This is a genomic window from Sphingomonas sp. S-NIH.Pt3_0716 (genome assembly GCF_003950715.1).
Taxonomy (GTDB): Bacteria; Pseudomonadota; Alphaproteobacteria; order Sphingomonadales; family Sphingomonadaceae; genus Sphingobium; species Sphingobium yanoikuyae_A.
This window is the reverse complement of record NZ_QLJK01000009.1, coordinates 131,146-155,187: the sequence shown is the minus strand read 5'-3', so window position 1 is coordinate 155,187 and position 24,042 is coordinate 131,146. Positions and strand designations below refer to the sequence as shown.

The window sequence follows — 24,042 nt, the reverse complement described above, 5'->3', positions numbered from 1 at the left end:
GAGATTTGAAGGCCACTTACGCGCCATTGGTCCTTTTGTAAAAGGCCAATTCAACTACCCCTGATGCCCATGATGATGACCCGCCGCCTCTTCCAGCTCTTCTGGGGCCTTGTGCTCTACGGCTTTGCCATGGCGCTGATGCTGCGCGCCAATCTGGGGCTCGATCCCTGGGATGTGCTGCATCAGGGGCTGGCGCCCAAGCTCGGCCTCAGCTTCGGCATGACGGTCAACCTGGTCGGCGCGGTCGTGCTGCTGCTCTGGTGGCCATTGCGGCAGCGGCCGGGGATCGGCACGGTCTGCAACATCTTGGTGATCGGCACGGCGGTGGACATCAGCCTGTATTTCCTGCCGACGCCGGACGGCTATGCGATGCGCGCCGCCTGGCTGGGCGCGGGGATCCTGCTCAATGGCATTGCCGGTGGCGCCTATATCGGCGCCGGTCTTGGGCCGGGGCCGCGCGATGGATTGATGACGGGCCTGTGCCGCCGCAACGGCTGGCCGGTCAAATGGGTGCGCACCGGTATCGAGATCGCGGTCCTGGCGACCGGCTGGATGCTGGGCGGCACCGTCGGCATCGGCACCATCGTCTATGCCGCGACGATCGGCTGGATCGTCCACCATGCCCTGCCCTTCTTCACGATCACAGCGCCCGAGCGCCCGGCGATCGCGGGATAAGTTGCCCCCTGACCGGCCGACAGGAACCCGTCGGCCGGTCCTTTTCCTGTTGAAAATGCGTTGCATCTTCCTTGACCGGACCGGGCAGTCGGGCATGATCCCGCCTCCGCCATTCCCGACGATCAAGGAGTCCCCGCCGATGCGCGCCTTCCTCGCCGCTGCTCTCGCCCTGCCCTTCGCCGTCGCCGCCTCCGCTGCGCCGCCGGAACAGGCGCTCGCTCCCCTCGCCTTCGAACAGATTGCGCCCGCCGGCACCAAGATGCCGCGCTTCAAGGTGGATGCCGCCTGGCCGGCCATGCCCGATGACCTGCTGCTGGGTCAGGTCAGCGGCGTTGCGGTCGGTCCGGACGATTCGGTCTGGGTCGTGCATCGGCCGCACAGCCTGACCGCGACTGACACCGGCCTGGCCGAATCGCCCGCCACCGCCGTCTGCTGCAAGCCGGCCCCGCCGGTGGTGCGCTTCGCCCAGGATGGCCGCTATCTGGGCGGCTGGGGCGGCGCCGACAGCGCGCCCACGGTCGACGGCGTCAATCAATGGCCCGCCAGCCTGCACGGCATCTTCGTCGACAAGGCCGGCAGCGTCTGGTTCGGCGGCAATGGCAAGGGCGACCATGTCGTCATGAACTATACGCCGGAGGGCAAATATATCCGCAGCTTCGGCCGGCGCGAGAAGACCGGTGGCAATGACGCGACCGACCAGCTCGGCAACCCGTCCGACGTCAATCACAGCGACGGCATGGTGCTGATATCCGACGGCTATGTGAACCGACGGGTGATCGGCTTCGACGACCGGACCAATAGCTACAAGGGCCGCTGGGGCGCCTATGCCAAGCCGCCGAGCGGACCGGTGCTGCAGGGCACGTTCGACCAGAGCCATGCCGTCGATCCCAGCCGGGTCGCCGATCCCAAGTCCGCCATCTTCAACAGCATCGTCCATTGCGTGGTGCCGACGAAGGACGGCCACCTCTATGTCTGCGACCGCAACAATAACCGCGCGCAACTGTTCAAACGCGAGAAGGATGGCGGCCTGACTTTCGTGCGCGACCTGGCGATCGCGCCGGAGACCGGCGGCACCCATACGGTAACCGACATCGCCTTCTCGCCCGATCCGGACCAGACCTATCTCTATGTCGCCGACATGATGAACGGCCGCATCTGGGTGCTGGAGCGCAAGACCCACACCGTGCTTGGCGCCTTCGGCCGGATCGGGCGGCAGGCCGGGCAATTCACCTGGCTGCACAGCATTGATACCGACAGCGCCGGCAATATCTATGCGACCGAGGTGAATACCGGCCGCCGCGTGCAGAAGCTGGTCTTCACCGGCATCGAGTGAAGGGAATCCTCCTCACGTGGCGACCGAACTCTACGACCTGACCGTCCCCGCCTTCCTGCGTGGCCTGCGCGTCCTCTCCACCCTGCTGGACAAGGGCGCCGCCTTTGCCGCCGAACAGGGGATCGATCCCGCCACGCTGACCGACGCCCGCCTGATCGAGGATATGCGCCCGCTGACCGCGCAGGTGCAGCTTGCCACCGACAGCGCCAAGGGCGCGGTCATCCGCATCGGGGAACTGGAACCCTTCCCCCTGCCCGACACGGAAGAGACGTTCGCCGACCTGCAGGATCGCATCGCCCGCACCATCGCCTTCCTGGAATCGGTGCCACGCGACCGGATCGACGGGCGCGAGGAGGCGACCGTCATCCTCAAGACCTCGCGCGGTGAATTTTCCTCCACCGGGCGCAGCCATGTGCTCACCTTCTCGCTGCCCAATTTCTATTTCCACCTGACGACCGCCTATGCCCTGCTGCGTCAGGCCGGCGTGCCGCTGGGCAAGCTGGACTATCTGGGCGGGCTGTAATCAGCCCGCCACCAGCCGGACATAGGCGCTGGAGACCCAGCCGCTGGTGCAGGGGCCAGCATAGGCCTGCTTGCGGTCGACCGGTTCGCGCACGCCGCAATCGGTCGGTGCCGCGCCTTCAGTCACTGGCGGCGGGATCACCACGCCCAGCCATTTCTGATCGATGCTGCGGGTGCAGACATGCACCCGTGCGCCTTCGGCCAACTGCGCCAGCGCCTTCGCCTCGGCAAAGGGGGCGGACCGGACGCTCAATCCCTGCGGCCCGACACGGGTCGCCTGCCCCATCGCGCCGCAGGCATCCAGCCGGGGGCCATCCTCGCCGATCGTCACCGGCCGGGCGAGGGTCGCCTCGATCCGGGTTTCGGGCATCGCTTCGCGCGGGGCGCCGGCCAGCGAGCTGTTGGGCAATTCGTCGGCCACTTCGCTGCTGCGCGAGCAGGCGGAAAGCAGCATCAGGGCAAGGATCGGGACAACACGCATGAGCGCCTGATAAACCGCCCCAAAGCCGGGTGGAAGACGCCATGTTTCGCTTTAGTTTCGAGGCGCCATTCCCTATATGCTGGGTATGAGCGACGAACAGCAGAACAGCCCCAACAGCAATGAATATGGCGCCGACAGCATCAAGGTGCTGAAAGGCCTCGACGCCGTGCGCAAGCGGCCCGGCATGTATATCGGCGACACCGACGACGGGTCGGGCCTGCACCATATGGTGTTCGAGGTCAGCGACAATGCGATCGACGAGGCGCTGGCCGGCCATTGCGACCGGATCGTCATCACGCTCAACCCCGACAACAGCGTCAGCGTCGAGGATAATGGCCGCGGCATCCCGACCGGCATCCACAAGGAAGAAGGCGTGTCGGCGGCCGAGGTCATCATGACCCAGCTGCACGCGGGCGGCAAGTTCGAGAACACGTCGGACGACAATGCCTATAAGGTATCGGGCGGCCTGCACGGCGTGGGCGTATCGGTGGTGAACGCCCTGTCCGAATGGCTGGACCTCAACATCTGGCGTGACGGCAAGGAACATTGGATGCGCTTCGCCTATGGCGATGCCACCGCGCCGCTCAAGGTGATCGGCGATGCGCCCGAGGGGAAGAAGGGCACGCGCGTGACCTTCCTTGCCTCGACCGAGAAGGTGCCGGGCGATGGCGGCACGTTCAAGAACCAGACCGAATATGATTTCGACAAGCTGGAGCATCGCTATCGCGAGCTGGCTTTCCTCAACAGCGGCGTGCGCCTGTTCCTGGTCGATGCGCGCCATGAGGAAAAGAAGGAAGTCGAGCTTTATTATGAGGGCGGCATCGCGGCCTTCGTCAAATATCTCGATCGCAACAAGAATGCGCTGATGCCCGATCCGATCGCGATCGCCGGCACCCGCGACGATGTGACCATCGACGTCGCGCTGGAGTGGAACGATTCTTATTATGAGAACGTCCTCTGCTTCACCAACAACATCCCGCAGCGCGATGGCGGCACGCACCTGGCCGCATTCCGCGCGGCGCTGACCCGCACCCTCAACAGCTATGCCGAAAAGACCGGCCTGCTGAAGAAGGAGAAGGTGAGCCTCACCGGTGAGGATATGCGCGAAGGCCTGACCGCGATCGTCTCGGTCAAGCTGCCCGATCCCAAATTCAGCTCGCAGACCAAGGACAAGCTGGTCAGCTCCGAAGTGCGCCAGCCGCTCGAAAGCCTGATGGCCGACAAGATGGCCGAATGGCTGGAAGAAAATCCCGGCCATGGCAAGATGATCGTCCAGAAGGTGATCGACGCCGCCGCCGCCCGCGAGGCGGCCAAGCGTGCGCGCGAACTGACCCGCCGCAAGGGCGCGATGGACATCGCCTCGCTGCCCGGCAAGCTGGCCGACTGTCAGGAACGCGATCCCGCCAAGTCCGAACTCTTCCTGGTCGAGGGTGACTCGGCCGGTGGTTCGGCCAAGCAGGGCCGCAACCGCCACAATCAGGCGATCCTGCCGCTGAAGGGCAAGATCCTGAACGTCGAGCGCGCACGCTTCGACAAGATGCTCTCGTCCAAGGAAGTCGGCACGCTGATCCAGGCGATGGGCACCGGCATTCGCGACGATTTCAACCTGGACAAGCTGCGCTACCACAAGATCGTCATCATGACCGACGCCGACGTCGACGGCGCGCATATCCGCACGCTGCTGCTGACCTTCTTCTATCGCCAGATGCCCCAGATCATCGAGGCGGGCCATCTCTTCATCGCCCAGCCGCCGCTCTACAAGGCGAGCCGGGGCCGGTCCGAAGTCTATCTGAAGGACGAAGCCGCGCTGGAGCAATATCTGGTCGACAATGGCGTTGACACGATGGCGCTGGAAACCACCGGCGGCGCCCGCACCGGCGACGATCTGCGCAGCCTGATCGACCATGCCCGCCGCATGCGCGCGGTGATGCGCTATGTGCCGCGTCGCTACGACCCGGCGATCATCGAGGCGCTGGGCCTGACCGGTGCGCTTGATCCCGAACTGTCCGAAACACAGCTGGCCGAACGGCTGGCCACGGCGGTCGCGTGGATCGCATCGCATGATCCCGAGGGCAAGTGGACCGGCCGCATCGCCGAGGGCGGCGGCTTCCATTTCGAACGGCTGTGGCGCGGCGTGACCGACCATCATGTCATCGAACATGGCTTCCTGGGCTCGGCCGAGGCGCGCAAGCTGCACGGCACTGCCAGCGAAGAGGCGGAAAGCTATGCCAGGGGCAGCCGCCTGGTCTCGGCCAAGGCCGTCGCCGCGCAGGACGAACTGGGCGAGGACGAACTGCCCGCCGTGTCGGCCAAGGGCGTCAACATCTCGCGGCCCAGCGAATTGCTGGAAGCGATCCTGACTGCCGGCCGCAAGGGCCTGTCGATCCAGCGCTACAAGGGTCTGGGCGAAATGAACGCGGAACAGCTGTGGGAAACCACGCTGGACCCGGACAATCGCTCGATGCTGCGCGTCGAGGTGGAACAGGCCGACGTCGCCGACGAAATCTTCACCAAGCTGATGGGCGACGTGGTCGAACCGCGCCGCGAATTCATCCAGGACAATGCGCTGAACGTCGCCAATCTGGACGTCTGATAAGGATGACGATGCCAGCCCGCACCCCCACCCGGCCACCCAATCAGGATAATCTCTTGGGCGGCCGAGTGGGGGCGCGGACCGGTGCGGCGCCGTGCGCCGTCAGGCGCACCCAAAACCGATGACCGATTTGCCACGCTGCAGCTGGGTAGGGCCGGACCCGCTCTACCGGGATTATCATGACGCGGAATGGGGCGTACCCCAGCATGATTCGCGCATGCTGTGGGAAATGCTGATGCTGGAGGGGTTCCAGGCGGGGCTCAGCTGGATCACCATATTGCGCAAGCGCGAGGGGTTTCGCGTCGCCTTTGCCGGCTTCGATCCGGACAAGGTCGCCGCCTTCGGTCCCGACGATGTCGAGCGGCTGATGGCCGATCCCGGCATCGTCCGCGCCCGCGCCAAGATCGAGGCGACGATCAGGGGCGCGCACATCTATCGCGCGATGCGTGACGCCGGTGAGGATTTCGCCGCCTATGTCTGGTCCTTCGCGCCCGACGGGCCGATCATCGGCGACGGCAAGAGCTTCCCGACCCAGACGCCGCTGTCGGAGGCGATCTCCAAGGATCTCAAGAAGCGCGGCTTCAAATTCGTCGGGCCGACCATCGTCTATGCCTGGATGCAGGCGATCGGCATGGTCGACGATCATGCCGTCCATTGTTTCCGGCGGGCCGGCGCGTGAAAGTGACGGCGATGGTGACAGGGCTGCTGGCCCTCACCGCCTGCTCGGGCGATCCGGTGCCGCCGAACAGGGTCGACAATGTCATCGCCAACGCCGCGCCGGCGCTCAACCAGGCGATCGTCGCCAATGAAAGTGCCGCGCCCGAACCGGCCCCTGCCCCGGCTGCGCAACCGGCACCCGCCACTGTTTCCCGTGAAACACCCGCCGCCCCTCCTCCCCCTGAGGAGTATCGCGCGATCGGCACCGAGCCTTTCTGGGCGGTGACCGTTACCGGATCGGTCGCGACCTTGCAGCGGCCCGATCATCGTCCGCTGCGCTATCCCGTCACCCGCACCAATGATCCCCGCGCCATCCGCTTCATGGGCGATGGCTTCGCCATGACCGTCACCGAAGGCCCGTGCCGCGACGGGATGAGCGACGCCATCTGGTCCGACCGGGTGCAGTTTTCCTTCGGTGAAGGCGTGCTGAAGGGCTGCGGCGGTATCAAGGACGGCGGCGAATAGGCGGGATCGCCGCCATCGCTCGTCTAACCCGGCAAACAGGGAGCATGTGACGATGAGCGACCAGCCCAAAGCCGATGTTGCGCGGCGCAACTTTCTCCTGACCGCCGGAATCGCGCTCGCCGCGACCGGCACGACTGTATCCGCGCAACTTTCCGTCCAGCCGCCCGTGCCGCCAAGCGGGCCGAAGAAGAAGCTCGGCATGGTGTTGTTCGACGGGTTCGAACTGCTCGACGTGTTCGGCCCGCTGGAAATGTTCGGCATGCTGAAGGACCGGGTCGAGATTGTCATGATCGCCGACAAGGCCGGGCCGGTGCGCAGCGGCGCCGGGCCGCAGACGATCGCCGATCATGGCTTTGCCGATGCCCCCAAACTCGACATCGTGATGATCCCCGGCGGCCTTGGCACCCGGCGGGAGGTCAATAATCCCGACTTCCTCGCCGCCGTCCGCACGCTGGCACAGGATACGCCGCAGGTGGCGACCATCTGCACCGGATCGGGGCTGCTGGCGAAGACCGGGCTGATCGACGGGGTGAAGGCGACCAGCAACAAGATGGCCTGGGCCTGGGCGACGGCGCAGGGGGCCAAGGTCGCCTGGATTCCCCATGCGCGCTGGGTGGAGGATGGCAAATATATCTCCTCCTCCGGCATTTCGGCGGGAACGGACATGGCGCTGGGCCTGATCGCCAAGCTCTATGGCAAGGAGATGGCCCGCTGGGTCGCCAACCGCACGGAGTATCGCTGGCAGGAAGATGCGAGCGACGATCCCTTTGCCAAGCTGAACGGGTTGCCGGGGTAAGCCATCTTCCATTCCGTTCGGGCGGAGCGAAGTGCCCTCCCTTCGGTCGGGTGAGCCCTTCGACTTCGCTCAGGGCGAACGGTGTTGGGACGGTCGCCCCCCCTCAATCCGCGCGCATGGCCTCCGCCACCAGCGCCTCGGCCTCGATCAGCAGCGCGTCCTCGGCATCGCGCTGCGCCACCTGTTCGCGGCCGATCAGGATCAGGAGCGGCACCGCGAGCGGGCTGACCCGGTCGAGCGGCACATGCAGCATGGTCGATGCCGCCCGGTCGATCAGGTCGCCCAGCCGCCCGACATCGGTCATCCGTGCCCGCGCATCGGCCCAGGCGGCTTTCAGCAGCAGATGGTCGGGCTGATATTTGCGCAGCACATCATAGATGAGGTCGGTGGAGAAGGTGACCTGCCGCCCGGTCTTGCGCTTGCCGGGATGCTGGCGCTCGATCAGGCCGGAGATCACGGCGACATCGCGGAACGCGCGCTTCAATAGGCTCGACTGCTCGACCCAGTCGACAAATTCATGGTCCAGGATATCGGCGGAAAACAGGCTCTGCGGATCGGTCATGGGCTTGAGGCCATAGACCGCCAGCGCATAATCGTTCGACACGAAGCCCAGCGGCATCAGCCCTTGGCTCTCCATCCGCCGGGTCAGCAACATGCCGAGCGACTGGTGCGCGTTCCAGCCCTCGAAACTGTAGCAGACCATATAATGGCGCCCCTCATGCGGGAAAGTTTCGACCAGCAATTGCCCCGGCTGCGGCAGGGCGGAGCGGGCGCGCTGCACCTCCAGCCATTCGCGCACATCGTCGGGGAAACGGTGCCAGGCGTCGGGTTCGACCAGGAAATGGCGCACCCGGTCAGCCAGCCGCGTCGACATCGCCATGCGGGTGCCGCCCCAGCTGGGGATGCGCGCGCTCTTGCTCGTCGCGCGGACCACCAGGTCGCTGGTGTCCATCCGCACCACTTCCAGCGCCATGCCGGAGAAGAAGAAGCTGTCGCCCGGCCGCAAGGTGGCGGCAAAGCCCTCCTCCACCGTTCCGAGCTTGCGCCCATTGGCGAAGCGCACCGCCGGCGCGGGCTGATCGACGATGATGCCGGCATTCATCCGGTGCTGCTGGATGAACTTCGGGTGCGACACCCGCCATGTACCATCGGATTCGCGCACCAGCCGCTTGAACCGGTCATAGGCGCGCAGCGCATAGCCGCCCCCCTCGATGAAATGCAGCACATGGGCAAAGCCCTCGTCGGTCAGCGCGCTATAGGGGGTGGCGGAGCGGACCTCCGCCAGCAATTCCTCCTCGCGGAACGGCCCGGCACAGGCGATCGCCATCACATGCTGGGCCAGCACGTCGAGCGCGCCGGGGCGGAAATCATCGGCGTCCCGTTCCCCCGCCTCGACCGCGTCCAATGCCGCCCGCGCCTCCAGATATTCGAAGCGATTGCCGGGGATCAGGATCGCCTCCGACGCCATGTCGAGCCGGTGATTGGCGCGGCCAATGCGCTGGAGCAGGCGCGAGCTGCCCTTGGGCGCGCCCATCTGGATCACGCAGTCGACATTGCCCCAGTCGACACCGAGGTCCAGCGAAGCGGTCGCCACCAGCGCGCGCAGCTTGCCCGCCGCCATCGCCGATTCGACCTTGCGCCGCGCCTCGATCGACAGGCTGCCATGATGGATGGCGATCGGCAGGTTCGCGTCATTGACCGACCATAATTCCTGGAAGATCAGCTCGGCCAGGCCGCGCGTGTTGCAGAAGACCAGGGTCGTCTGCCGCACCGCGATCTCCGCCATCACCTGGCTGGCGGCATATTTGCCCGAATGGCCCGACCAGGGCACCCGCCCCTCCGGGATCAGGATAGTGACGTCGGGCTCCGCCCCCGCCTCCCCCAGCACCGGCGTCACCGCATCGATATCGCCATCAGGCGCCAGCCAGGCGCGATAGGCATCGACATCGGCCACCGTCGCGGACAGCGCCACCCGGCGCAGGTCCGGGTTGATCGCCTGCAACCGCGCCATCGACAGGTTGAGCAGGTCGCCGCGCTTCTGCGTGGCAAAGGCATGGACCTCATCGACGATGACGGTGCGCAGATGCTCGAACAGCAGCGCACCGTCGGGATAGCTCAGCAGCAGCGACAGGGATTCGGGCGTGGTCAGCAAGATGTGCGGCGGCCGCACCCGCTGCCGCGCCTTGCGGTCGGACGGGGTGTCGCCGGTGCGCGTTTCCACCCGGATGGGTAGCCCCATCTCCTCGATCGGCGTCAGCAGGTTGCGCCGCACATCGACCGCCAGCGCCTTCAAGGGCGAGACATAAAGGGTATGCAGCCCGTCGGCAGGATTGGCGATCAGGTCGGCGAGCGTCGGCAGGAAGCCCGCCAGCGTCTTGCCCGCCCCGGTCGGCGCGACCAGCAGCGCATGTTCCCCCCGCTGCGCCGCCATGAGCATGTCACTCTGATGCCGCCGCACCCGCCAGCCGCGCGATGCGAACCAGTCGGTGAGGATGGAGGGAAGAACCGGCGGCATTGGGGGAGATGTAGGGGCTGTGGCGGATGGGGGAAAGTGGTGCATGCGTTCACCCCGCGCACCGGACATCAGGCATCGGGCATCGGGGGAAACCCCAATAGCCAATATGGCCGCCCCGACTAGGCTTCGCTCCATCACGTCCATCGCGAACGAGGATAGCAGCATGTCGACCCGCAAGAGCCCGCCCGAACTCAATCGCTATGTCCTGCCGATCCCCGAGCGCGTGCCGCCGCACGACACGCCGATGAACGCCAAGGAAGCGCAGAGCCCGCCGGCCAAGGAGTTTCTGCGCCCGCCGGCCGGCGCCCCCAATGTGCTGATCGTGCTGATCGACGATATGGGCTTTGGCGCCAGCAGCGCCTTTGGCGGCCCCTGCCTCATGCCGACGGCCGAACGAGTCGGGAAGGAAGGGATACGCTTCACCCGTTTCCACACCACCGCCCTCTGCTCGCCCTCGCGCCAGGCGCTGCTGTGCGGGCGCAATCATCATACGGTGAACATGGGTGGTGTTACCGAGGTTGCCACCGCCATGCCGGGCAATACCGGCCTGCGCCCGGACACCTGCGCGACCGTCGCCCAGATCCTCAAATATAATGGCTACAGCACCGGCGCCTTTGGCAAGATGCACCAGACGCCGACCTGGGAAACCAGCCCGTCCGGCCCGTTCGACCATTGGCCGATCGGCGACGGGTTCGAGAAATTCTATGGCTTCCTGGGCGGCGACACCAATCAATATGCCCCGCCACTGGTCGATGGCGTGACGCCGATCGAGCCGCCCAAGACCATCGAGGAGGGCTATCACCTGACCGAGGATCTGGTCGATCAAGTGCTCAACTGGACCGGATCGCTCCAGACCTTCACCCCGGACAAGCCCTGGTTCGCCTATCTCTCCTTCGGCGCCACCCACGCGCCGCACCATGTGCCCAAGGAGTGGGTCGACAAGTATAAGGGCAAGTTCGACCATGGCTATAACAAGCAGCGGGAGATCACCTTCGCAAAGCAGAAGGAACTGGGCGTCATCCCCAAGGATGCGGAACTGACCGCGCCGACCGAATGGCTGCCCGAATGGGACGAACTGACCGACGATGATCGCAAGGTTTCCTGCCGCCTGGCCGAAACCTATGCTGCCTTCGCCACCCATACCGACCATCATGTCGGCCGCCTGCTCGACACGCTGGAGGCACGAGGCGTGCTGGAAGACACGCTGGTCATCTATATCCTGGGCGACAATGGCGCCTCGGCCGAGGCCGGCCCCTATGGCACCTTCAACGAACTGGCCTATCAGAACAGCATCGGCATGACGACGGCGGACATCCTGCCGCGGCTCGACGAGATTGGCGGGCCCAATTCCTTCAACCATATGCCCTCGGGCTGGGCCCATGCGATGAACGCCCCCTATCAGTGGAGCAAGATCGTCGCATCCCACTGGGGCGGCACCCGCGTCGGCATGACGATGCGCTGGCCCGAGAAGATCAAGGCCAAGGGCGAATTGCGCCACCAGTTCCACCATCTGATCGACGTCGCGCCGACCATCCTCGAACTGGCCGGGGTGCCCGAACCCGATTTCGTCAACGGCATCCAGCAAAAACCGCTGGAAGGCGTCAGCATGGCCTATCTGTTCGACGAGGCCGAGGCGGATGACCGGCACACGACCCAATATTTCGAGATCGGCTGCAACCGCGGCATCTATCATGACGGCTGGACCGCCATGACGATGCATCGCCTGCCCTGGCCCGACAAGCGCGAGACGGTGGGCGAGATCGAGGATGATACCTGGGAACTTTATGGCCCGGACGACTGGACCCAGGCCCATAATATCGCGGACCAGAATCCCGACATGCTGCGCAAGTTGCAGGACCGCTTCCTGATCGAGGCGGCCAAATATAATGTCCTGCCGCTCGACCCGCGCCAGCGCGAACGCTTCGACGCCCGCGTCGCCGGCCGGCCCGACCTGCTCAACGGCCGCACCTCCATGACCTTCCTGCCGGGGATGACCCGGATGAACGAGAATACGGTCCCGAACGTCAAGAACACCAATTTCACCGTCACCGCGAAGGTGGAGCTGGGCGCGGAGCCGGCCAATGGCGCGATCATCGCCCAGGGCGGCAAGTTTGGCGGCTGGAGCTTCTACATGAAGGACGGCGTGCTCGCCTATGCCCATAACTGGGTGGGGCTGGAAACCTTCATCGTGCGCGCGGACGAACCGCTGGGCAAGGGCAGCCACGACCTGCTGCTCGACTTCGCCTATGATGGCGGCGGCGCCGGCAAGGGCGGCACGGTGACCTTCACCGCGAACGGCAAGGCGATCGGCTCGGGGCATATCGAAAAAACCGTGCCGGCCATCTTCTCCTTCGACGACTTCATGGACATCGGCCACGACAATGGCGAACCGGTGGTGGAAGATTATGGCCCGACCGGCGGCACCTTCACCGGCGCGATCGAAATGGTCCGGATCGACCTCAATGGCGAATCCCACCATGACCATGATCTGTCGCTGAAGGCGAAATACGCCAAGCAATAAGGGGCGATGCCCGCGCACGGGGACATGCGGCCCCGTGCGCCGGTGCCTTGACGGACCGAGATTCCGTCGATCTCGTTCGAAACAATCATACCCCGACAAGAAAGATTATATCACTCTCCGCTGGCCCCCAGCCCCGATCCTGCGTTACACTCCCGCCATCCATGAGCGGCACAGCAGAGGCCGCCAGATGCAGGAGAATGACATGACCGGCGAAACCCCGCCCCCCGTCACCGAAGCCGACCTGACCGGCGTCGAGCCGACCCATAATCGCCGCCGTCCCAAGGCGCCGATCCTGGAGATTGACGGCCGCAAGCTGAAGCCCGCGACCCTGATGATGGGCCATGGCTATGACCCGACCCTGTCGGAAGGATCATTGAAGCCCCCGATCTTCCTGACCTCCACCTTCGCCTTCGAGAGCGCGGCCGCGGGCAAGCGCCATTTCGAGGGGGTGACCGGCATCCGCCCCGGCGGCGCCGAGGGCCTCGTCTATTCGCGCTTCAACGGCCCCAATCAGGAAATCGCCGAGGATCGGCTGTCGGTGTGGGAGGAAGCGGAGGATGCCCTGCTCTTTTCCAGCGGCATGTCGGCGATCGCCACCACCCTGCTCGCGCTGGTGCAGCCGGGTGACGTCATCGTTCATAGCGCCCCGCTCTATGCCGCGACCGAATCGCTGATCGGCCGCATCCTCGGCCGCTTCGGGGTGCAGTGGCTCGATTTCCCCGCCGGCGCGACCGAGGAAGAGATTGGCGCGGTGATCGAGAAGGCCAAGGGGCTGGGCCGGGTCGCCATGCTCTATCTGGAAAGCCCGGCCAATCCGACCAATGTGCTGGTCGATCTGGAGGCGGTGGTCGCGCGCCGCGATGCGCTGTTTGCGGGCGAGGATCATGTTCCGCCGATCGCGATCGACAATACCTTCCTGGGGCCGCTGTGGCACCGACCGATCAACCATGGCGCCGACCTCGTGATCTACAGCCTTACCAAATATGCCGGCGGGCATAGCGATCTGGTCGCCGGCGGCGTGCTCGGCTCCAATGCGCTGATCAACAGCATTCGCCTGATGCGCAACACGATCGGTACGATCCTCGACCCGCACAGCGCCTGGATGCTGTTGCGGTCGCTGGAGACGCTGGAATTGCGGATGAGCCGCGCCGGCGAGAATGCGGAGAAGGTCTGCACCTGGCTGAAGGACCAGCCGCAGGTGGAGAAGGTCGTCTATCTCGGCTTCCCCGAGACCGAGCGGCAGGCCGACATTTATCGCCGCCACTGCACCGGCGCCGGCTCCACCTTCTCGCTCTATCTGAAGGGTGGCGAGGCGGAGGCCTTCGCCTTCCTTGACGCGCTCAAGATCGCCAAGCTGGCGGTGAGTCTGGGTGGCACCGAGACGCTGGCCAGCCATCCCGCCGCGATGACCCATTTGTCGGTGCCGGCCGAGCGCAAGAAGGCGCTGGCGATCGGCGACAATATGGTGCGCATCTCGATCGGCTGCGAGGATGCCGACGATCTGATCGCCGACTTCGCCCAGGCGCTGAAGGCGATAGGATAATGGAGCGCCTGCGCCCGGTCATCCTGATCGCCCAGCCCCATCTGGCGCCGCTGCTGCCGATCCTGGCGATGCAATATGACGTCATGGGGCTATGGGAGGAGGCCGGGCGCGCCCGCCTTGCCGAGGCGGAGATAGTGGTGACAGCCGGCGAGTTCCGGCTCGATCCCGCCATGCTGGCGGCGATGACGCGGCTGCGGCTGATTGCCTGCTTCACCGTCGGCTATGACGGGGTGGACCTCGACTGGGCGCGGGCGAACGGCATCGCCGTCAGCCATGCGGGCGACGCCAATGCGGAGGATGTCGCCGACCATGCGATCGGCCTCATCCTCGCCCATCGGCGGCAGATCGTCAGCGGCGACCGGGCCTTGCGCGCGGGCGAATGGCTGCCCGGCGGCAAGACCATCACCCGATCGGTCGCCGGCGCCCGGCTGGGCATCGTCGGCATGGGCAGCATCGGCATCGCCATCGCGGCGCGCGCCGATGTGCTGCGCATGACGACCCGGTGGTGGGGGCCGCGCGACAAGCCCGGCCTTGCCTGGCCGCGCAGCGAGAGTTTGGAAGCGCTGGCGGCAGAGAGCGACATATTGGTCGTCGCCGCGCGCGCGACCGACGACAATCGCGGCATGATCTCCGCCGCTATCCTCGATGCGCTCGGCCCGAATGGCCTGCTCGTCAATGTCGCGCGCGGGCAATTGGTGGACGAGGATGCGCTGATTGATGCCTTGCGCGCCGGGCGGCTGGGCGGCGCGGCGCTCGACGTCTATGCGCAGGAACCGACCGATCCGGCGCGCTGGGCCGATGTCCCCCATTGCATCCTGACCCCCCATACCGGCGGCGCGACCGACGCGGCGGTGGCCCAGATGGCGCAGATGCTGCTCGCCAATATCCGCGCCTTCGTGGCGGAAGAACCGCTGCCCAATCGCGTGCTCTGAACCAAGCCGCAACGCCGCGCGTTGAGCGCCGACACGGCCGATCGGGCCGGACGGGAGAGCGACAGGGATGGCCAGCGGGGCAAAACGATGGGCGGTGCGCGGGCTGGTAAGCCTGATCCTGCTCTGTGCGATCCTGCTGCTGGTCCTCGCCGCCTTTCCCTGGGGCTGGATGAAGGGGCCGATCGAGCGCCGCCTGTCCGACCGTATCGGCAAGCCGGTGACGATCGGCGCGATGGCGCGGGCGGATAGCCTGTCCTTCCACCCTATCGTCACCCTGCGCGACCTGCGCGTGCCGCAACCCGGCTGGGTGAAGCCAACCCTGCCCGACCTGGCCCGGATCGGCGAGATCCGCGCCGGTTTTTCCGTCTGGGGCCTGCTGACCGGCGGGCCGGTGCTGGAGCGGCTGGAAGCGCGGCGCGCCCGGCTCCATTTCTATCGCGACGCGCAGGGCCGCGAAAATTGGAGCGGCGAGCGCAGCAAGGGCAGCGACAGGCGCGGCGGCCGCCCGGCGCTGCACAGCCTGATCGTTACCGACAGCCGCATCGCCTATCGCGATGACAAGCGCGGGCGATCGGTCGATGCCGCGCTGACCGTCGATCCGCGCGGCCTGCGCCTGTCGGGCAGCGGCAATGTGCGTGGCCATCCCGTGATCGTCACCGCGACCGGCGGCCCGATCCTCGACAGCCGGCCGGGCCAGCGCTGGCCGTTCGACGCGGCGATCAGCGGCGACGCGGTCGGCTTCACCCTCAAGGGCACGATGGATGGCCCGCTCGACATCGGCCATCTGCGCGGCGAAGCGACCGCCCATGGCGCCGACCTTGCCCTGCTCGACGCCATCATCGAGGCCGGCCTGCCCGGCACCCAGCCGGTCAGGCTGACCGCGCGGGTGACACGCGAGCGGCCGGACTGGATCGTCGAGGGGCTGAAAGGCACGATCGGCTGGTCCGACATTGCCGGCCATGCCACCATCCGCAAGCGTGACGGCCGCACCCGGATCGACGGCGCGCTCAGCGCCGACCGCTTCGATTTCGACGATCTGTCGAGCAATGCCGGCAAGGCGAAGGCGGCGGCCAAACGCGCACAGCTCGGACCGCGCCTGATCCCCGATACGGCGATCGACCTCTCCACCGTCGATCGCACCGACGGCAAGTTGGACCTCAAGGTGCGGCAATTGCTGTGGCCCGGCCCCAGCCCGTTCCGCTCGCTCACTGGCACGATCAGCCTGGAGCGCAGCCGGCTGTCGGTCGAGCCGCTGACGCTGGGCCTCACACGCGGCACACTGTCCGGCCGGATCGGCATCGACCAGCGCGACGGCGGGCCCCTGCTCGACATCGCCATGGCGATGCGTAACGCACGGCTGCTCGATTTCTTCCCCGACGCCCGGATCGACGGCGCTCTGATCGGACGGGTCGCGATCAAGGGACGCGGCAGAACCATCCGTCAGGCACTGGGCACGTCGACCGGCACGATCGCGCTGGTCGCCCGCGACGGCCGCATCCCGGACCGCACCGCCGCGCTGATGGGGCAGGATGTCGGCCGCGGCCTGACCCTGTCGAAGCGGAAGGAAGCCGTCCTGCGCTGCATCATCACCCGGCTGGATGTGCGGGACGGTATCGCCCGGCCGGGTCCGGTGCTGATCGACACATCCCGCGCCCAGACCCATGCCACGGGCACGATACGCCTGTCGGACGAGCGGCTGGCGCTGGCGCTGAGCGGCGTGCCCAAGCAGGACAGCCTGTTGCGGCTGAAGGGCAGCGTGCCGGTCGCCGGCACGATCAAGACGCCCGATATTCAGCTGCCCAAGGACGCCCGTTCGGCCAAGGGCATAATCAGGATGATCGGCGATGCGATCGGCGGCGAGAAGCAGCCGACCGTGGGCGACGCCGATTGCGACGCGCTCGCCCGCACCGCGATGCGCTGATCCCTTAGCTCCAGTCCACCCGCGTCCAGCCGCGCTCGGCCGCCATCTTGGCGAGCGGCGGGTGCGGGTTGGACGCGAAGGCCTCGTCAGCAAATTCCAGCATCGGCGCGTCCGACACATGGTCGGAATAGGCGCGGATATGCGCCTGGCTGCGGTCGATCGCCTCGGCCGCCATCCACGCCTTGATCATCCGCAGCTTGCCGGTGTCATAGCAATTCTCGCCGGAAATCTTGGCACGGACATAGGGCAGATCCTGCCCGACATGGTCGGTCGCGATCACCGTGTCGAAGCCCAGCCGCCGTGCGATCGCCTCGACATAGAGGCGATAGGAGGCGGTGGCGAGCACCAGCCGATAACCCGCCGCGCGATCCTGCGCGATCTGCTCCAGCGCGCCGGCGCGGACATTCTTCGCCATCACCTTGTCGGCATAGCTTTCGATATGCGGCTGCAGCTTCGCCCGGTCGGCGCGGCCGCCGATCATCAGCCACTGGTTGGTTTCCTTCAGCGTCTGGCGGCTGATCAGCTTCACCACATAGGCCAGCATGACGAAGGGAATGAGCGGCAGGAAGATCAATCGCCAAGGCGCCATATGGGCGGCCACATGGATGAGAAAGCCGGTATAGGTGCCCGAAAAGGTCACCGTGCGGTCCATGTCGTAAATCGCCAACCTGTATGTCATGCCGTGTCCGAAACTTTTATCCCTGCCCGTCGTTCTGTCTGGCGGATGGGCCGTTTCGGCTTGCCGCGCAACCGATAATGGACCACTAATCCCTCCACATGAACAAAGCCGCTGATCTCGTTGAGGAAAGCCGCGACGACGGCGGCAAGGTCATACGCCTGTCCGGCACCTGGTCGATCGCCTGTTTGCACGACATGCCGAACCGGTTGGACGCCATTTCCGGCCCCATCGCCTGCATCGACGTCGCCGATATCGACCATATGGACACGATCGGCGCCTGGACCATCCATCGCACCGCCAAGCGGCTGGAGACGGAAGTGTCCGGCGGCAGCACGGACTGCAAGCGACTGATCGGCGCGGTCGGCAAGATCGACGAACCGGTGGATATCCGCCCGACCTATGTCTCCCCCATCAACCGGGTATTGGGCCAGATCGGCGAGGCGGTGATCAATTCCGTCAATACGCTGGTCGGCCTGCTCGGCTTCTTCGGCGGCGTGCTGGTCACGGTCTGGGGCCTGATCCGTCACCCCAGCCGCTTCCGCATCAACGCCGTGGTCCAGCGGTTCGAAGTGGTCGGCGTCTCGGCGCTGGGCATCATCGGCCTGATGAGCTTCCTGATCGGCATCGTCATTGCCCAGCAGGGCGCGGTCCAGTTGCGCCAGTTCGGCATGGAGATGCTGACCATCAACCTGGTCGGTCGCCTCACCTTCCGCGAACTGGGCGTGCTGATGACCGCGATCATGGTGGCGGGTCGCTCCGGCTCGGCCTTCGCGGCCCAGCTCGGCACGATGAAGCTGACCGAGGAGGTCGACGCGATGCGCACCATCGGCGTGTCGCCGATGGAGGCGCTGGTGCTGCCCCGCACCCTGGCGGTGGTGGTGATGATGCCGCTGCTCGGCTTCTATTCCTCGATCATCGCGATCATCGGCGGCGGCTTCCTGTGCGCCGTGTCGCTCGACATCCCGCCGATCACCTTCGTCCAGCGCCTCCGCGAAGTGGTGCCGATCCACGATCTGTGGGTGGGCCTGATCAAGGCGCCCGTCTTCGGCCTCATCATCGGCATCAGCGGCTGTTTCCAGGGCATGCAGGTCAAGGCCAATGCCGAGGAAGTCGGCCTGCGCACCACGGCGGCCGTGGTCCAGGCGATCTTCCTGGTGATCGTGCTCGACGCCTTCTTCGCCGTCTTCTTCACCTGGGTGGGCTGGAACTGATGACCACCGATGAACGCCAGGCCAAGGAAGAGCGGATCGAACGCGCGGTCGCGTCCGACGACATCGCCATTTCGGTGCGCGGCCTGAAAAACAGCTTCGGCGACCAGACCGTCCACGAAAATCTCGACCTCGACGTGCGCAAGGGCGAGATATTGGGCGTGGTCGGCGGATCGGGCACCGGCAAGTCGGTGCTGATGCGGTCGATCATCGGCCTTCAGGTGCCCGACGAGGGCGAAGTCCATGTCTTTGGCGAAGACATGGTCGGCCGCCTGGACGATGACGAGGCACTGGCGATCCGCAAGCGCTGGGGCGTGCTGTTCCAGGGCGGCGCGCTCTTCTCGACCCTGACCGTGGCCGAGAATGTCGAAGTGCCGATCCGCGAATATTATCCCAATATCGGCCCGGTGCTGCGCGACGAGATCGCCGCCTACAAGATCCGCATGACCGGCCTGCCGGCCGAGGCCGGCCCCAAATATCCGGCCGAACTGTCGGGCGGCATGAAGAAGCGCGCCGGCCTGGCCCGCGCCCTGGCGCTGGACCCGGACCTCTTGTTCCTCGACGAGCCGACCGCCGGCCTCGACCCGATCGGCGCGGCCGCGTTCGACGACCAGACGCGCAAGTTGCAGGAGACGCTGGGCCTCACCGTCTTCCTCATCACCCATGATCTCGACACCCTCTATTCGATCTGCGACCGTGTTGCGGTGCTGGCCGACAAGAAGGTGATCGCGGTCGGGACGATCGACGAATTGCTGGCGCTCGATCACCCCTGGATCCAGGAATATTTCAACGGTCCGCGTGGCCGCGCCGCAACCGCGGCGGTCACGCGCGAACGCGGCAAGGCCGCTGCCGAAAAACAAGCGGACGGAAGGCAATAGGATATGGAAACCCGGTCCAATCATGTGCTGGTCGGCGCGGTCACGCTGCTGCTGCTGGCCGCCATCATGGCGGCGGCCTTCTGGTTCTCGCGCCTGTCGCAGGGCGACAACAAGGAATATGACATCTTCTTCAAGCAGTCGGTGAACGGCCTCGCCAAGGGATCGGGCGTCAATTATTCCGGCGTTCCCTCCGGCCAGGTCGAGAAGATCGAACTGTGGAAGCGTGATCCCAGCTTCGTGAAGGTCCGCATTTCGGTGAAGGACGGCACCCCGGTGCTGCAGGGCACGACCGCGACCATCGCTGGCGTCGGCTTCACCGGCGTCAGCGAGATCGTGCTGGACGGCGCGGTCAAGGGCGCGCCGCCGATCGTCTGCCCCGCCGACAACAGCCAGTCCGCCTGCCCCGACGGCGTGCCGGTGATCCCGACCAAGCCGGGGGCGCTGGGCGAACTGCTCAATAATGCGCCGCAGCTGCTGGAGCGCCTGTCGACCCTGACCGAGAAGCTCACCGAGCTGCTCAATGACAAGAATCAGCAGTCGATCGCCGGCATCCTCGCCAATCTCGACCGCGTGACCGGATCGCTGGCCGATCGCAGCCCGGAAATCGCCGCTACCCTGGCCGAAGCGCGCATCGCGGTGCAGCGCACCGGCGTCGCCGCGCAGCAGATTGGCGAGCTGGCCGCGACCACCAATGGCCTGATCAATGACGAAGGCCGCCCGCTGATGGCCGACCTGCGCAAGAGCGTCGCTTCCGCCAGCCGCAGCATCGACACGCTCGACAAGACCATCGCCGAGGCCCAGCCCGGCGTGCATGCCTTCAGCAACCAGACCATGCCGGAAGTGAACCGCCTGGTTCGCGACCTGCGTGAAATGTCGCGCGCCTTCCGCGGCGTTGCCGAAAAACTCGACCAGCAGGGCGCGGGCTCGATCGTCGGATCGCCCCAGCTGCCCGACTATAAGCCATGAAAGGGAGCCGGATGATGGTCCACAAGAAACTGGGTGGCGCATCGCTGGCGCTGGCCGCTGCAATCGCCCTGTCCGGCTGCGTCTCGATCGGCAGCAAGCCGCCGCAACAACTGCTGACGCTCGACGCCGCGCACAAGGTGCCGACCGGCGCGCAGAGCAATGCCGGCGGCGGCCGCAGCCTGATCATCGTCGATCCCGAAGCTGCGCGCGTCATCGACACGGTGCGCGTGCCGGTGCAGGTGACGCCGACCTCGGTCGCCTATGTCACCAAGGTGCAGTGGGCCGAAACGCCCCGCCATCTGTTCCGGCGGCTGCTGGCCGAAACCGTGTCGGCCACCACCGACCGGATCGTGCTCGATCCCGGCCAGTTTTCCGGCGACGGCGGCCAGCGCCTGAGCGGCGAGCTGATCAGCTTCACCATCGACCAGGCCAGCAATAATGCGGTCGTCACCTTCGACGCGGCGCTGATGACTCCAGCCGGCGTCGCCATCGCGCGCCAGCGCTTCACCGCCAGCGCGCCGGTCGGCGGCAAGATCGACGCCGGCAGCGTCGGCGCGCCGCTTAACAGCGCCGCCAACAAGGTGGCGACCGACGTGGCCGCCTGGGTCGCGGCGCAAAAGGACTGATCGGCCGGCCGAGGTTTGAACGCCCCGGCCGCCGCCTTTCCCTTATCCCTCCAGGCTCTTGCTCGCCTGCTCGGTCACGTCCTTGGACAGGCCGGGCTCATTCAGGATGCGCTGCAGTTCCGCCCGCATCAGTGCGGCGCGGCCTTCATCGAAGCGCTTCCAGCGGCCGAGCGGCGGCACCAGCCGGGCGGCGGTCTGCGGATTGAGCTTGTCCAGCGCGATGATGCAGTCGGCGACCAGCCGATAGCCCTTGCCCGACTTGTGGTGGAAGGCCCACTGGTTGCCGGCAAAGGCGCCATAGAGCGATCGCACCCGGTTCGGGTTATTGAGCGTGAACGCCTTGTGCTGGCCCAGCTGCGCAACCAGTTCCACCGTATCGGGATGGAAGGCGAAGGCCTGGGTCTGGAACCATTTGTCCAGGGTCAGCGCATCGTCGCTGTAGCGATTATAGAAAATGTCGAGCGCCGCCTCCCGTTCCGGGCTGGTGCCGCTTGCCAGCGTTGCCAGCGCCGACTGGCGCTCCGTCATGTTGTCGGCCTCGCTATACTGGGCATAGGCGATCGCCGGCCCGTCCTCCGCGCCCGAGGCGACCAGATAGAGCAGCGCGACATTGCGCAGCTTGCGCGCGCCCTTGGCGGCCGGAGAGACCGCAAAGCCGTTCGCCTTGGTCCTGGCATGAATATCGCGCCACAGCGGCTCCAGATCGGCGCCCAGGCGCGTCTGGAGGGCATCGCGGGCGGCATGGATCGCGTCCGGGTCCACCTGCTTCATCTGGTCGCCCAGATAGGCTTCGCTCGGCAGGCGCACCGCCTCCGCGACGAAAGCCGGATCGAGCAGCGGATCGGTGATGGTGTTGCGCACCGCGTCGACCACTGCGGCCACGTCGACGCTCTGGCCCGCCACCTGGCCGACCAGCACATTGACCATCAACTGCTGCATCGCCTCATAACGGGCGAAGGGATCGTCATCATGCGCCGACAGGAAGGCGAGATCCGCCTGGCTACGATTTGTCTCGACGATCACCGGCGCGGAAAAGCCGCGGTTGATCGACAGGATCGGCAGGCTGGCGAAATTGTCGAACGTGAAACGCTGCTGCGCCTCCGTCAGCATCAGCAACTGGTCGCCATGATGGCTGCCGGTCGCCGGATCATAGAGCGCGACGCGCAGCGGGATCGCCATCGGCCGCTTGTCGGGCTGGCCCGGCGTCGGCGGCACGCTCTGTTCCAGTAGCAGCTCGGCGGTGCGGCTGACCGGATCATGGCTCAGCAGCGCGCGGACATGGGGCGTGCCCGCCTGCTCATACCAGCGGCGGAACTGGCCAAGGTCGATCTCGCCGCCCTCCTCCATCGCGCGGACGAAATCCTCGCAGGTCGCCGCCTCGCCATCATGCCGGTCGAAATAGAGGTCGGTGCCGGCGCGGAACCGCTCCGCGCCCAGCATCAGCGCCATCATGCGGATCAGCTCGGCGCCCTTGTTATAGATGGTCGCGGTGTAGAAGTTGCTGATTTCCATATAGGATTCGGGCCGCACCGGATGCGCCAGCGGGCCTGAATCCTCCTGGAACTGGGCCGCGCGCAGAATGCGCACATCCTCGATCCGCTTGACCGCATGGCTGCCCATGTCGGCCGAAAAATTCTGGTCGCGAAAGACGGTGAAGCCTTCCTTCAGCGACAGCTGGAACCAGTCGCGACAGGTGACCCGATTGCCCGACCAGTTGTGGAAATATTCATGCGCTACCACGCCCTCGACACCATCATAGTCGATGTCGGTCGCGGTCTCCGGATCGGCCAATATGTAGCGCGAATTGAAGATGTTGAGCCCTTTGTTCTCCATCGCGCCGAAATTGAAATCGGCGACCGCGACGATGTTGAACACGTCCAGATCATATTCGCGGCCATAGACGCGCTCGTCCCAGGCCATGCTGTTCTTGAGCGCCTGCATCGCATGGTCGGTGCGCGGCAGGTCGGCCTCGCGCACCCAGATGCCCAGCTCCACTTCGCGCCCGCTCATCGTCACGAAACGGTCGGCGTTACAGGCGAGGTCGCCGGCCACCAGCGCGAACAGATAACAGGGCTTGGGGAAAGGATCATTCCACAGCGCCCAGTGGCGGCCGTCCTCCAGATCGCCCTGCTCGACCGGATCGCCATTGGCGAGCAGGATCGGGTAGCGCGCCTTGTCCGCGGTCAGCTTCACGCTGTAGCGCGACAGGATATCCGGCCGGTCGGGGAAGAAGGTGATGCGGCGGAAGCCCTCCGCCTCGCACTGGGTGCAGAGCAGGCCGCCGCTGGCATAAAGGCCCATCAGCTTGCTGTTGCTCTCCGGCGCCAGCTCGACCAGCACCTCCACCTTGTGCGTCGCACCGCCGAGGGGGACGACCAGCGCGCCGGCCTCCAGCGTCCATTCCGTTTCGTTGAGGGTGCGGCCGTCGACCTTCACCGCCAGCGGCACCAGCCCGTCACCGTCGAGCCGCAGCGGCCGGTCATGGTCGCCATTGCGCGCCACCGACATGTCGGACCAGACCCGCGTCCGCGCGGCATCCAGGTCGAAGTCGAGGGCGATGTCGGGGATCAGCCAGTCGGGCACGCGATAATCGGCGCGGCGGATGATGGCGGGAGCGGCGGCTTGGGTGGATTGGATATCGGCCATGGCACCAGCCTAGTGCCTGATTCTG

General features: G+C 66.1%; 19 protein-coding genes. 15 read left to right on the top strand and 4 right to left on the bottom strand.

The window, feature by feature from the left end; all coding sequences use genetic code 11:
* Nucleotides 1–69 precede the first annotated feature (69 nt).
* The 3 genes from yczE (at nt 70) to BRX37_RS09745 (ending at nt 2,531) form a co-directional block, all read left to right on the top strand.
* The gene (gene yczE / locus BRX37_RS09755) at nt 70–675 is read left to right on the top strand and encodes a membrane protein YczE (RefSeq protein WP_125986603.1); all 606 of its coding nucleotides are present in this window, start codon (nt 70–72) and stop codon (nt 673–675) included.
* Between the two features lie 139 nt (nt 676–814).
* On the top strand, nt 815–2,008 hold the full coding sequence (locus BRX37_RS09750) for an NHL repeat-containing protein (RefSeq protein WP_125986601.1): 1,194 nt from the start codon (nt 815–817) through the stop codon (nt 2,006–2,008).
* Between the two features lie 16 nt (nt 2,009–2,024).
* Complete coding sequence (locus tag BRX37_RS09745; protein ID WP_048938049.1) at nt 2,025–2,531, top strand: DUF1993 domain-containing protein; 507 nt, start codon at nt 2,025–2,027, stop codon at nt 2,529–2,531.
* On the opposite strand, the gene BRX37_RS09740 is transcribed toward BRX37_RS09745, so the two are convergent.
* The gene (locus BRX37_RS09740; RefSeq protein ID WP_048938048.1) at nt 2,532–3,011 is read right to left on the bottom strand and encodes a hypothetical protein; all 480 of its coding nucleotides are present in this window, start codon (nt 3,009–3,011) and stop codon (nt 2,532–2,534) included.
* Between the two features lie 85 nt (nt 3,012–3,096).
* Between BRX37_RS09740 and gyrB the strand changes: the two genes are divergently transcribed.
* From gyrB to BRX37_RS09720, 4 genes are all read left to right on the top strand, one after another.
* The gene (gene gyrB, locus BRX37_RS09735) at nt 3,097–5,604 is read left to right on the top strand and encodes a DNA topoisomerase (ATP-hydrolyzing) subunit B (RefSeq protein ID WP_125986631.1); all 2,508 of its coding nucleotides are present in this window, start codon (nt 3,097–3,099) and stop codon (nt 5,602–5,604) included.
* A gap of 121 nt (nt 5,605–5,725) precedes the next feature.
* Complete coding sequence (locus tag BRX37_RS09730) at nt 5,726–6,283, top strand: DNA-3-methyladenine glycosylase I (protein WP_125986599.1); 558 nt, start codon at nt 5,726–5,728, stop codon at nt 6,281–6,283.
* Nucleotides 6,259–6,786, top strand: coding sequence for a membrane-like protein (locus BRX37_RS09725; protein WP_125986597.1), 528 nt, complete (start codon nt 6,259–6,261; stop codon nt 6,784–6,786). Before BRX37_RS09730 ends, BRX37_RS09725 begins: the two co-directional genes overlap by 25 nt.
* 52 nt (nt 6,787–6,838) lie before the next feature.
* Nucleotides 6,839–7,582 carry a DJ-1/PfpI family protein gene (locus BRX37_RS09720; protein WP_099233903.1) on the top strand — a complete coding sequence of 248 codons (744 nt, stop codon included), beginning with the start codon at nt 6,839–6,841 and terminating at the stop codon, nt 7,580–7,582.
* A gap of 103 nt (nt 7,583–7,685) precedes the next feature.
* Here BRX37_RS09720 and BRX37_RS09715 read toward each other — a convergent pair whose 3' ends face one another.
* The gene (locus BRX37_RS09715) at nt 7,686–10,097 is read right to left on the bottom strand and encodes a ligase-associated DNA damage response DEXH box helicase (protein ID WP_125986595.1); all 2,412 of its coding nucleotides are present in this window, start codon (nt 10,095–10,097) and stop codon (nt 7,686–7,688) included.
* Between the two features lie 163 nt (nt 10,098–10,260).
* On the opposite strand from BRX37_RS09715, the gene BRX37_RS09710 reads away from it, so the two are divergent.
* From BRX37_RS09710 to BRX37_RS09695, 4 genes are all read left to right on the top strand, one after another.
* Nucleotides 10,261–12,618 carry an arylsulfatase gene (locus BRX37_RS09710; RefSeq protein ID WP_125986593.1) on the top strand — a complete coding sequence of 786 codons (2,358 nt, stop codon included), beginning with the start codon at nt 10,261–10,263 and terminating at the stop codon, nt 12,616–12,618.
* A gap of 202 nt (nt 12,619–12,820) precedes the next feature.
* Nucleotides 12,821–14,161 carry a cystathionine gamma-synthase family protein gene (locus BRX37_RS09705; RefSeq protein WP_206434142.1) on the top strand — a complete coding sequence of 447 codons (1,341 nt, stop codon included), beginning with the start codon at nt 12,821–12,823 and terminating at the stop codon, nt 14,159–14,161.
* Entirely contained in the window at nt 14,161–15,093 is a 933-nt protein-coding gene (locus BRX37_RS09700) for a 2-hydroxyacid dehydrogenase (protein WP_125986589.1), read from the top strand. The genes BRX37_RS09705 and BRX37_RS09700 overlap by 1 nt, the downstream gene beginning before the upstream one ends.
* Nucleotides 15,094–15,160: 67 nt before the next feature.
* Nucleotides 15,161–17,014: an AsmA family protein gene (locus tag BRX37_RS09695; protein WP_125986587.1), complete on the top strand. Its 1,854-nt coding sequence runs from the start codon at nt 15,161–15,163 to the stop codon at nt 17,012–17,014.
* 4 nt (nt 17,015–17,018) lie between these two features.
* Here the strand turns inward: BRX37_RS09695 and BRX37_RS09690 are convergent, their stop codons facing one another.
* Nucleotides 17,019–17,693, bottom strand: a complete 675-nt coding sequence (locus BRX37_RS09690) for an HAD family hydrolase (protein ID WP_164522441.1) — start codon at nt 17,691–17,693, stop codon at nt 17,019–17,021.
* A gap of 98 nt (nt 17,694–17,791) precedes the next feature.
* On the opposite strand from BRX37_RS09690, the gene BRX37_RS09685 reads away from it, so the two are divergent.
* From BRX37_RS09685 to BRX37_RS09670, 4 genes are read left to right on the top strand one after another with little or no spacing between them, the layout of a single operon-like run.
* A complete protein-coding gene (locus BRX37_RS09685; RefSeq protein WP_125986585.1) occupies nt 17,792–18,904 on the top strand; it encodes an MlaE family ABC transporter permease in 1,113 nt (370 codons plus the stop codon).
* Nucleotides 18,904–19,779, top strand: coding sequence for an ABC transporter ATP-binding protein (locus BRX37_RS09680; protein ID WP_004209157.1), 876 nt, complete (start codon nt 18,904–18,906; stop codon nt 19,777–19,779). Before BRX37_RS09685 ends, BRX37_RS09680 begins: the two co-directional genes overlap by 1 nt.
* Nucleotides 19,780–19,782: 3 nt before the next feature.
* Complete coding sequence (locus BRX37_RS09675) at nt 19,783–20,745, top strand: MlaD family protein (RefSeq protein ID WP_125986583.1); 963 nt, start codon at nt 19,783–19,785, stop codon at nt 20,743–20,745.
* Between the two features lie 11 nt (nt 20,746–20,756).
* Nucleotides 20,757–21,371: an ABC-type transport auxiliary lipoprotein family protein gene (locus BRX37_RS09670; RefSeq protein WP_010335754.1), complete on the top strand. Its 615-nt coding sequence runs from the start codon at nt 20,757–20,759 to the stop codon at nt 21,369–21,371.
* A 42-nt stretch (nt 21,372–21,413) separates the two neighbouring features.
* Here the strand turns inward: BRX37_RS09670 and pepN are convergent, their stop codons facing one another.
* Nucleotides 21,414–24,017 (bottom strand): aminopeptidase N, encoded by a 2,604-nt coding sequence (pepN, locus tag BRX37_RS09665; RefSeq protein ID WP_125986581.1) that lies wholly within the window; start codon nt 24,015–24,017, stop codon nt 21,414–21,416.
* Nucleotides 24,018–24,042: the final 25 nt, after the last annotated feature.

Bases quoted from the DNA above. Each gene is read 5' to 3' on its own strand.
- yczE (WP_125986603.1), top strand. From the start codon at position 70: ATGATGATGACCCGCCGCCTCTTCCAGCTCTTCTGGGGCCTTGTGCTC.
- BRX37_RS09750 (WP_125986601.1), top strand. From the start codon at position 815: ATGCGCGCCTTCCTCGCCGCTGCTCTCGCCCTGCCCTTCGCCGTCGCC.
- BRX37_RS09740 (WP_048938048.1), bottom strand. From the start codon at position 3,011: ATGCGTGTTGTCCCGATCCTTGCCCTGATGCTGCTTTCCGCCTGCTCG.
- gyrB (WP_125986631.1), top strand. From the start codon at position 3,097: ATGAGCGACGAACAGCAGAACAGCCCCAACAGCAATGAATATGGCGCC.
- BRX37_RS09730 (WP_125986599.1), top strand. From the start codon at position 5,726: ATGACCGATTTGCCACGCTGCAGCTGGGTAGGGCCGGACCCGCTCTAC.
- BRX37_RS09720 (WP_099233903.1), top strand. From the start codon at position 6,839: ATGAGCGACCAGCCCAAAGCCGATGTTGCGCGGCGCAACTTTCTCCTG.
- BRX37_RS09715 (WP_125986595.1), bottom strand. From the start codon at position 10,097: ATGCCGCCGGTTCTTCCCTCCATCCTCACCGACTGGTTCGCATCGCGC.
- BRX37_RS09710 (WP_125986593.1), top strand. From the start codon at position 10,261: ATGTCGACCCGCAAGAGCCCGCCCGAACTCAATCGCTATGTCCTGCCG.
- BRX37_RS09705 (WP_206434142.1), top strand. From the start codon at position 12,821: ATGACCGGCGAAACCCCGCCCCCCGTCACCGAAGCCGACCTGACCGGC.
- BRX37_RS09700 (WP_125986589.1), top strand. From the start codon at position 14,161: ATGGAGCGCCTGCGCCCGGTCATCCTGATCGCCCAGCCCCATCTGGCG.
- BRX37_RS09695 (WP_125986587.1), top strand. From the start codon at position 15,161: ATGGCCAGCGGGGCAAAACGATGGGCGGTGCGCGGGCTGGTAAGCCTG.
- BRX37_RS09690 (WP_164522441.1), bottom strand. From the start codon at position 17,693: ATGACATACAGGTTGGCGATTTACGACATGGACCGCACGGTGACCTTT.
- BRX37_RS09685 (WP_125986585.1), top strand. From the start codon at position 17,792: ATGAACAAAGCCGCTGATCTCGTTGAGGAAAGCCGCGACGACGGCGGC.
- BRX37_RS09680 (WP_004209157.1), top strand. From the start codon at position 18,904: ATGACCACCGATGAACGCCAGGCCAAGGAAGAGCGGATCGAACGCGCG.
- BRX37_RS09675 (WP_125986583.1), top strand. From the start codon at position 19,783: ATGGAAACCCGGTCCAATCATGTGCTGGTCGGCGCGGTCACGCTGCTG.
- BRX37_RS09670 (WP_010335754.1), top strand. From the start codon at position 20,757: ATGATGGTCCACAAGAAACTGGGTGGCGCATCGCTGGCGCTGGCCGCT.
- pepN (WP_125986581.1), bottom strand. From the start codon at position 24,017: ATGGCCGATATCCAATCCACCCAAGCCGCCGCTCCCGCCATCATCCGC.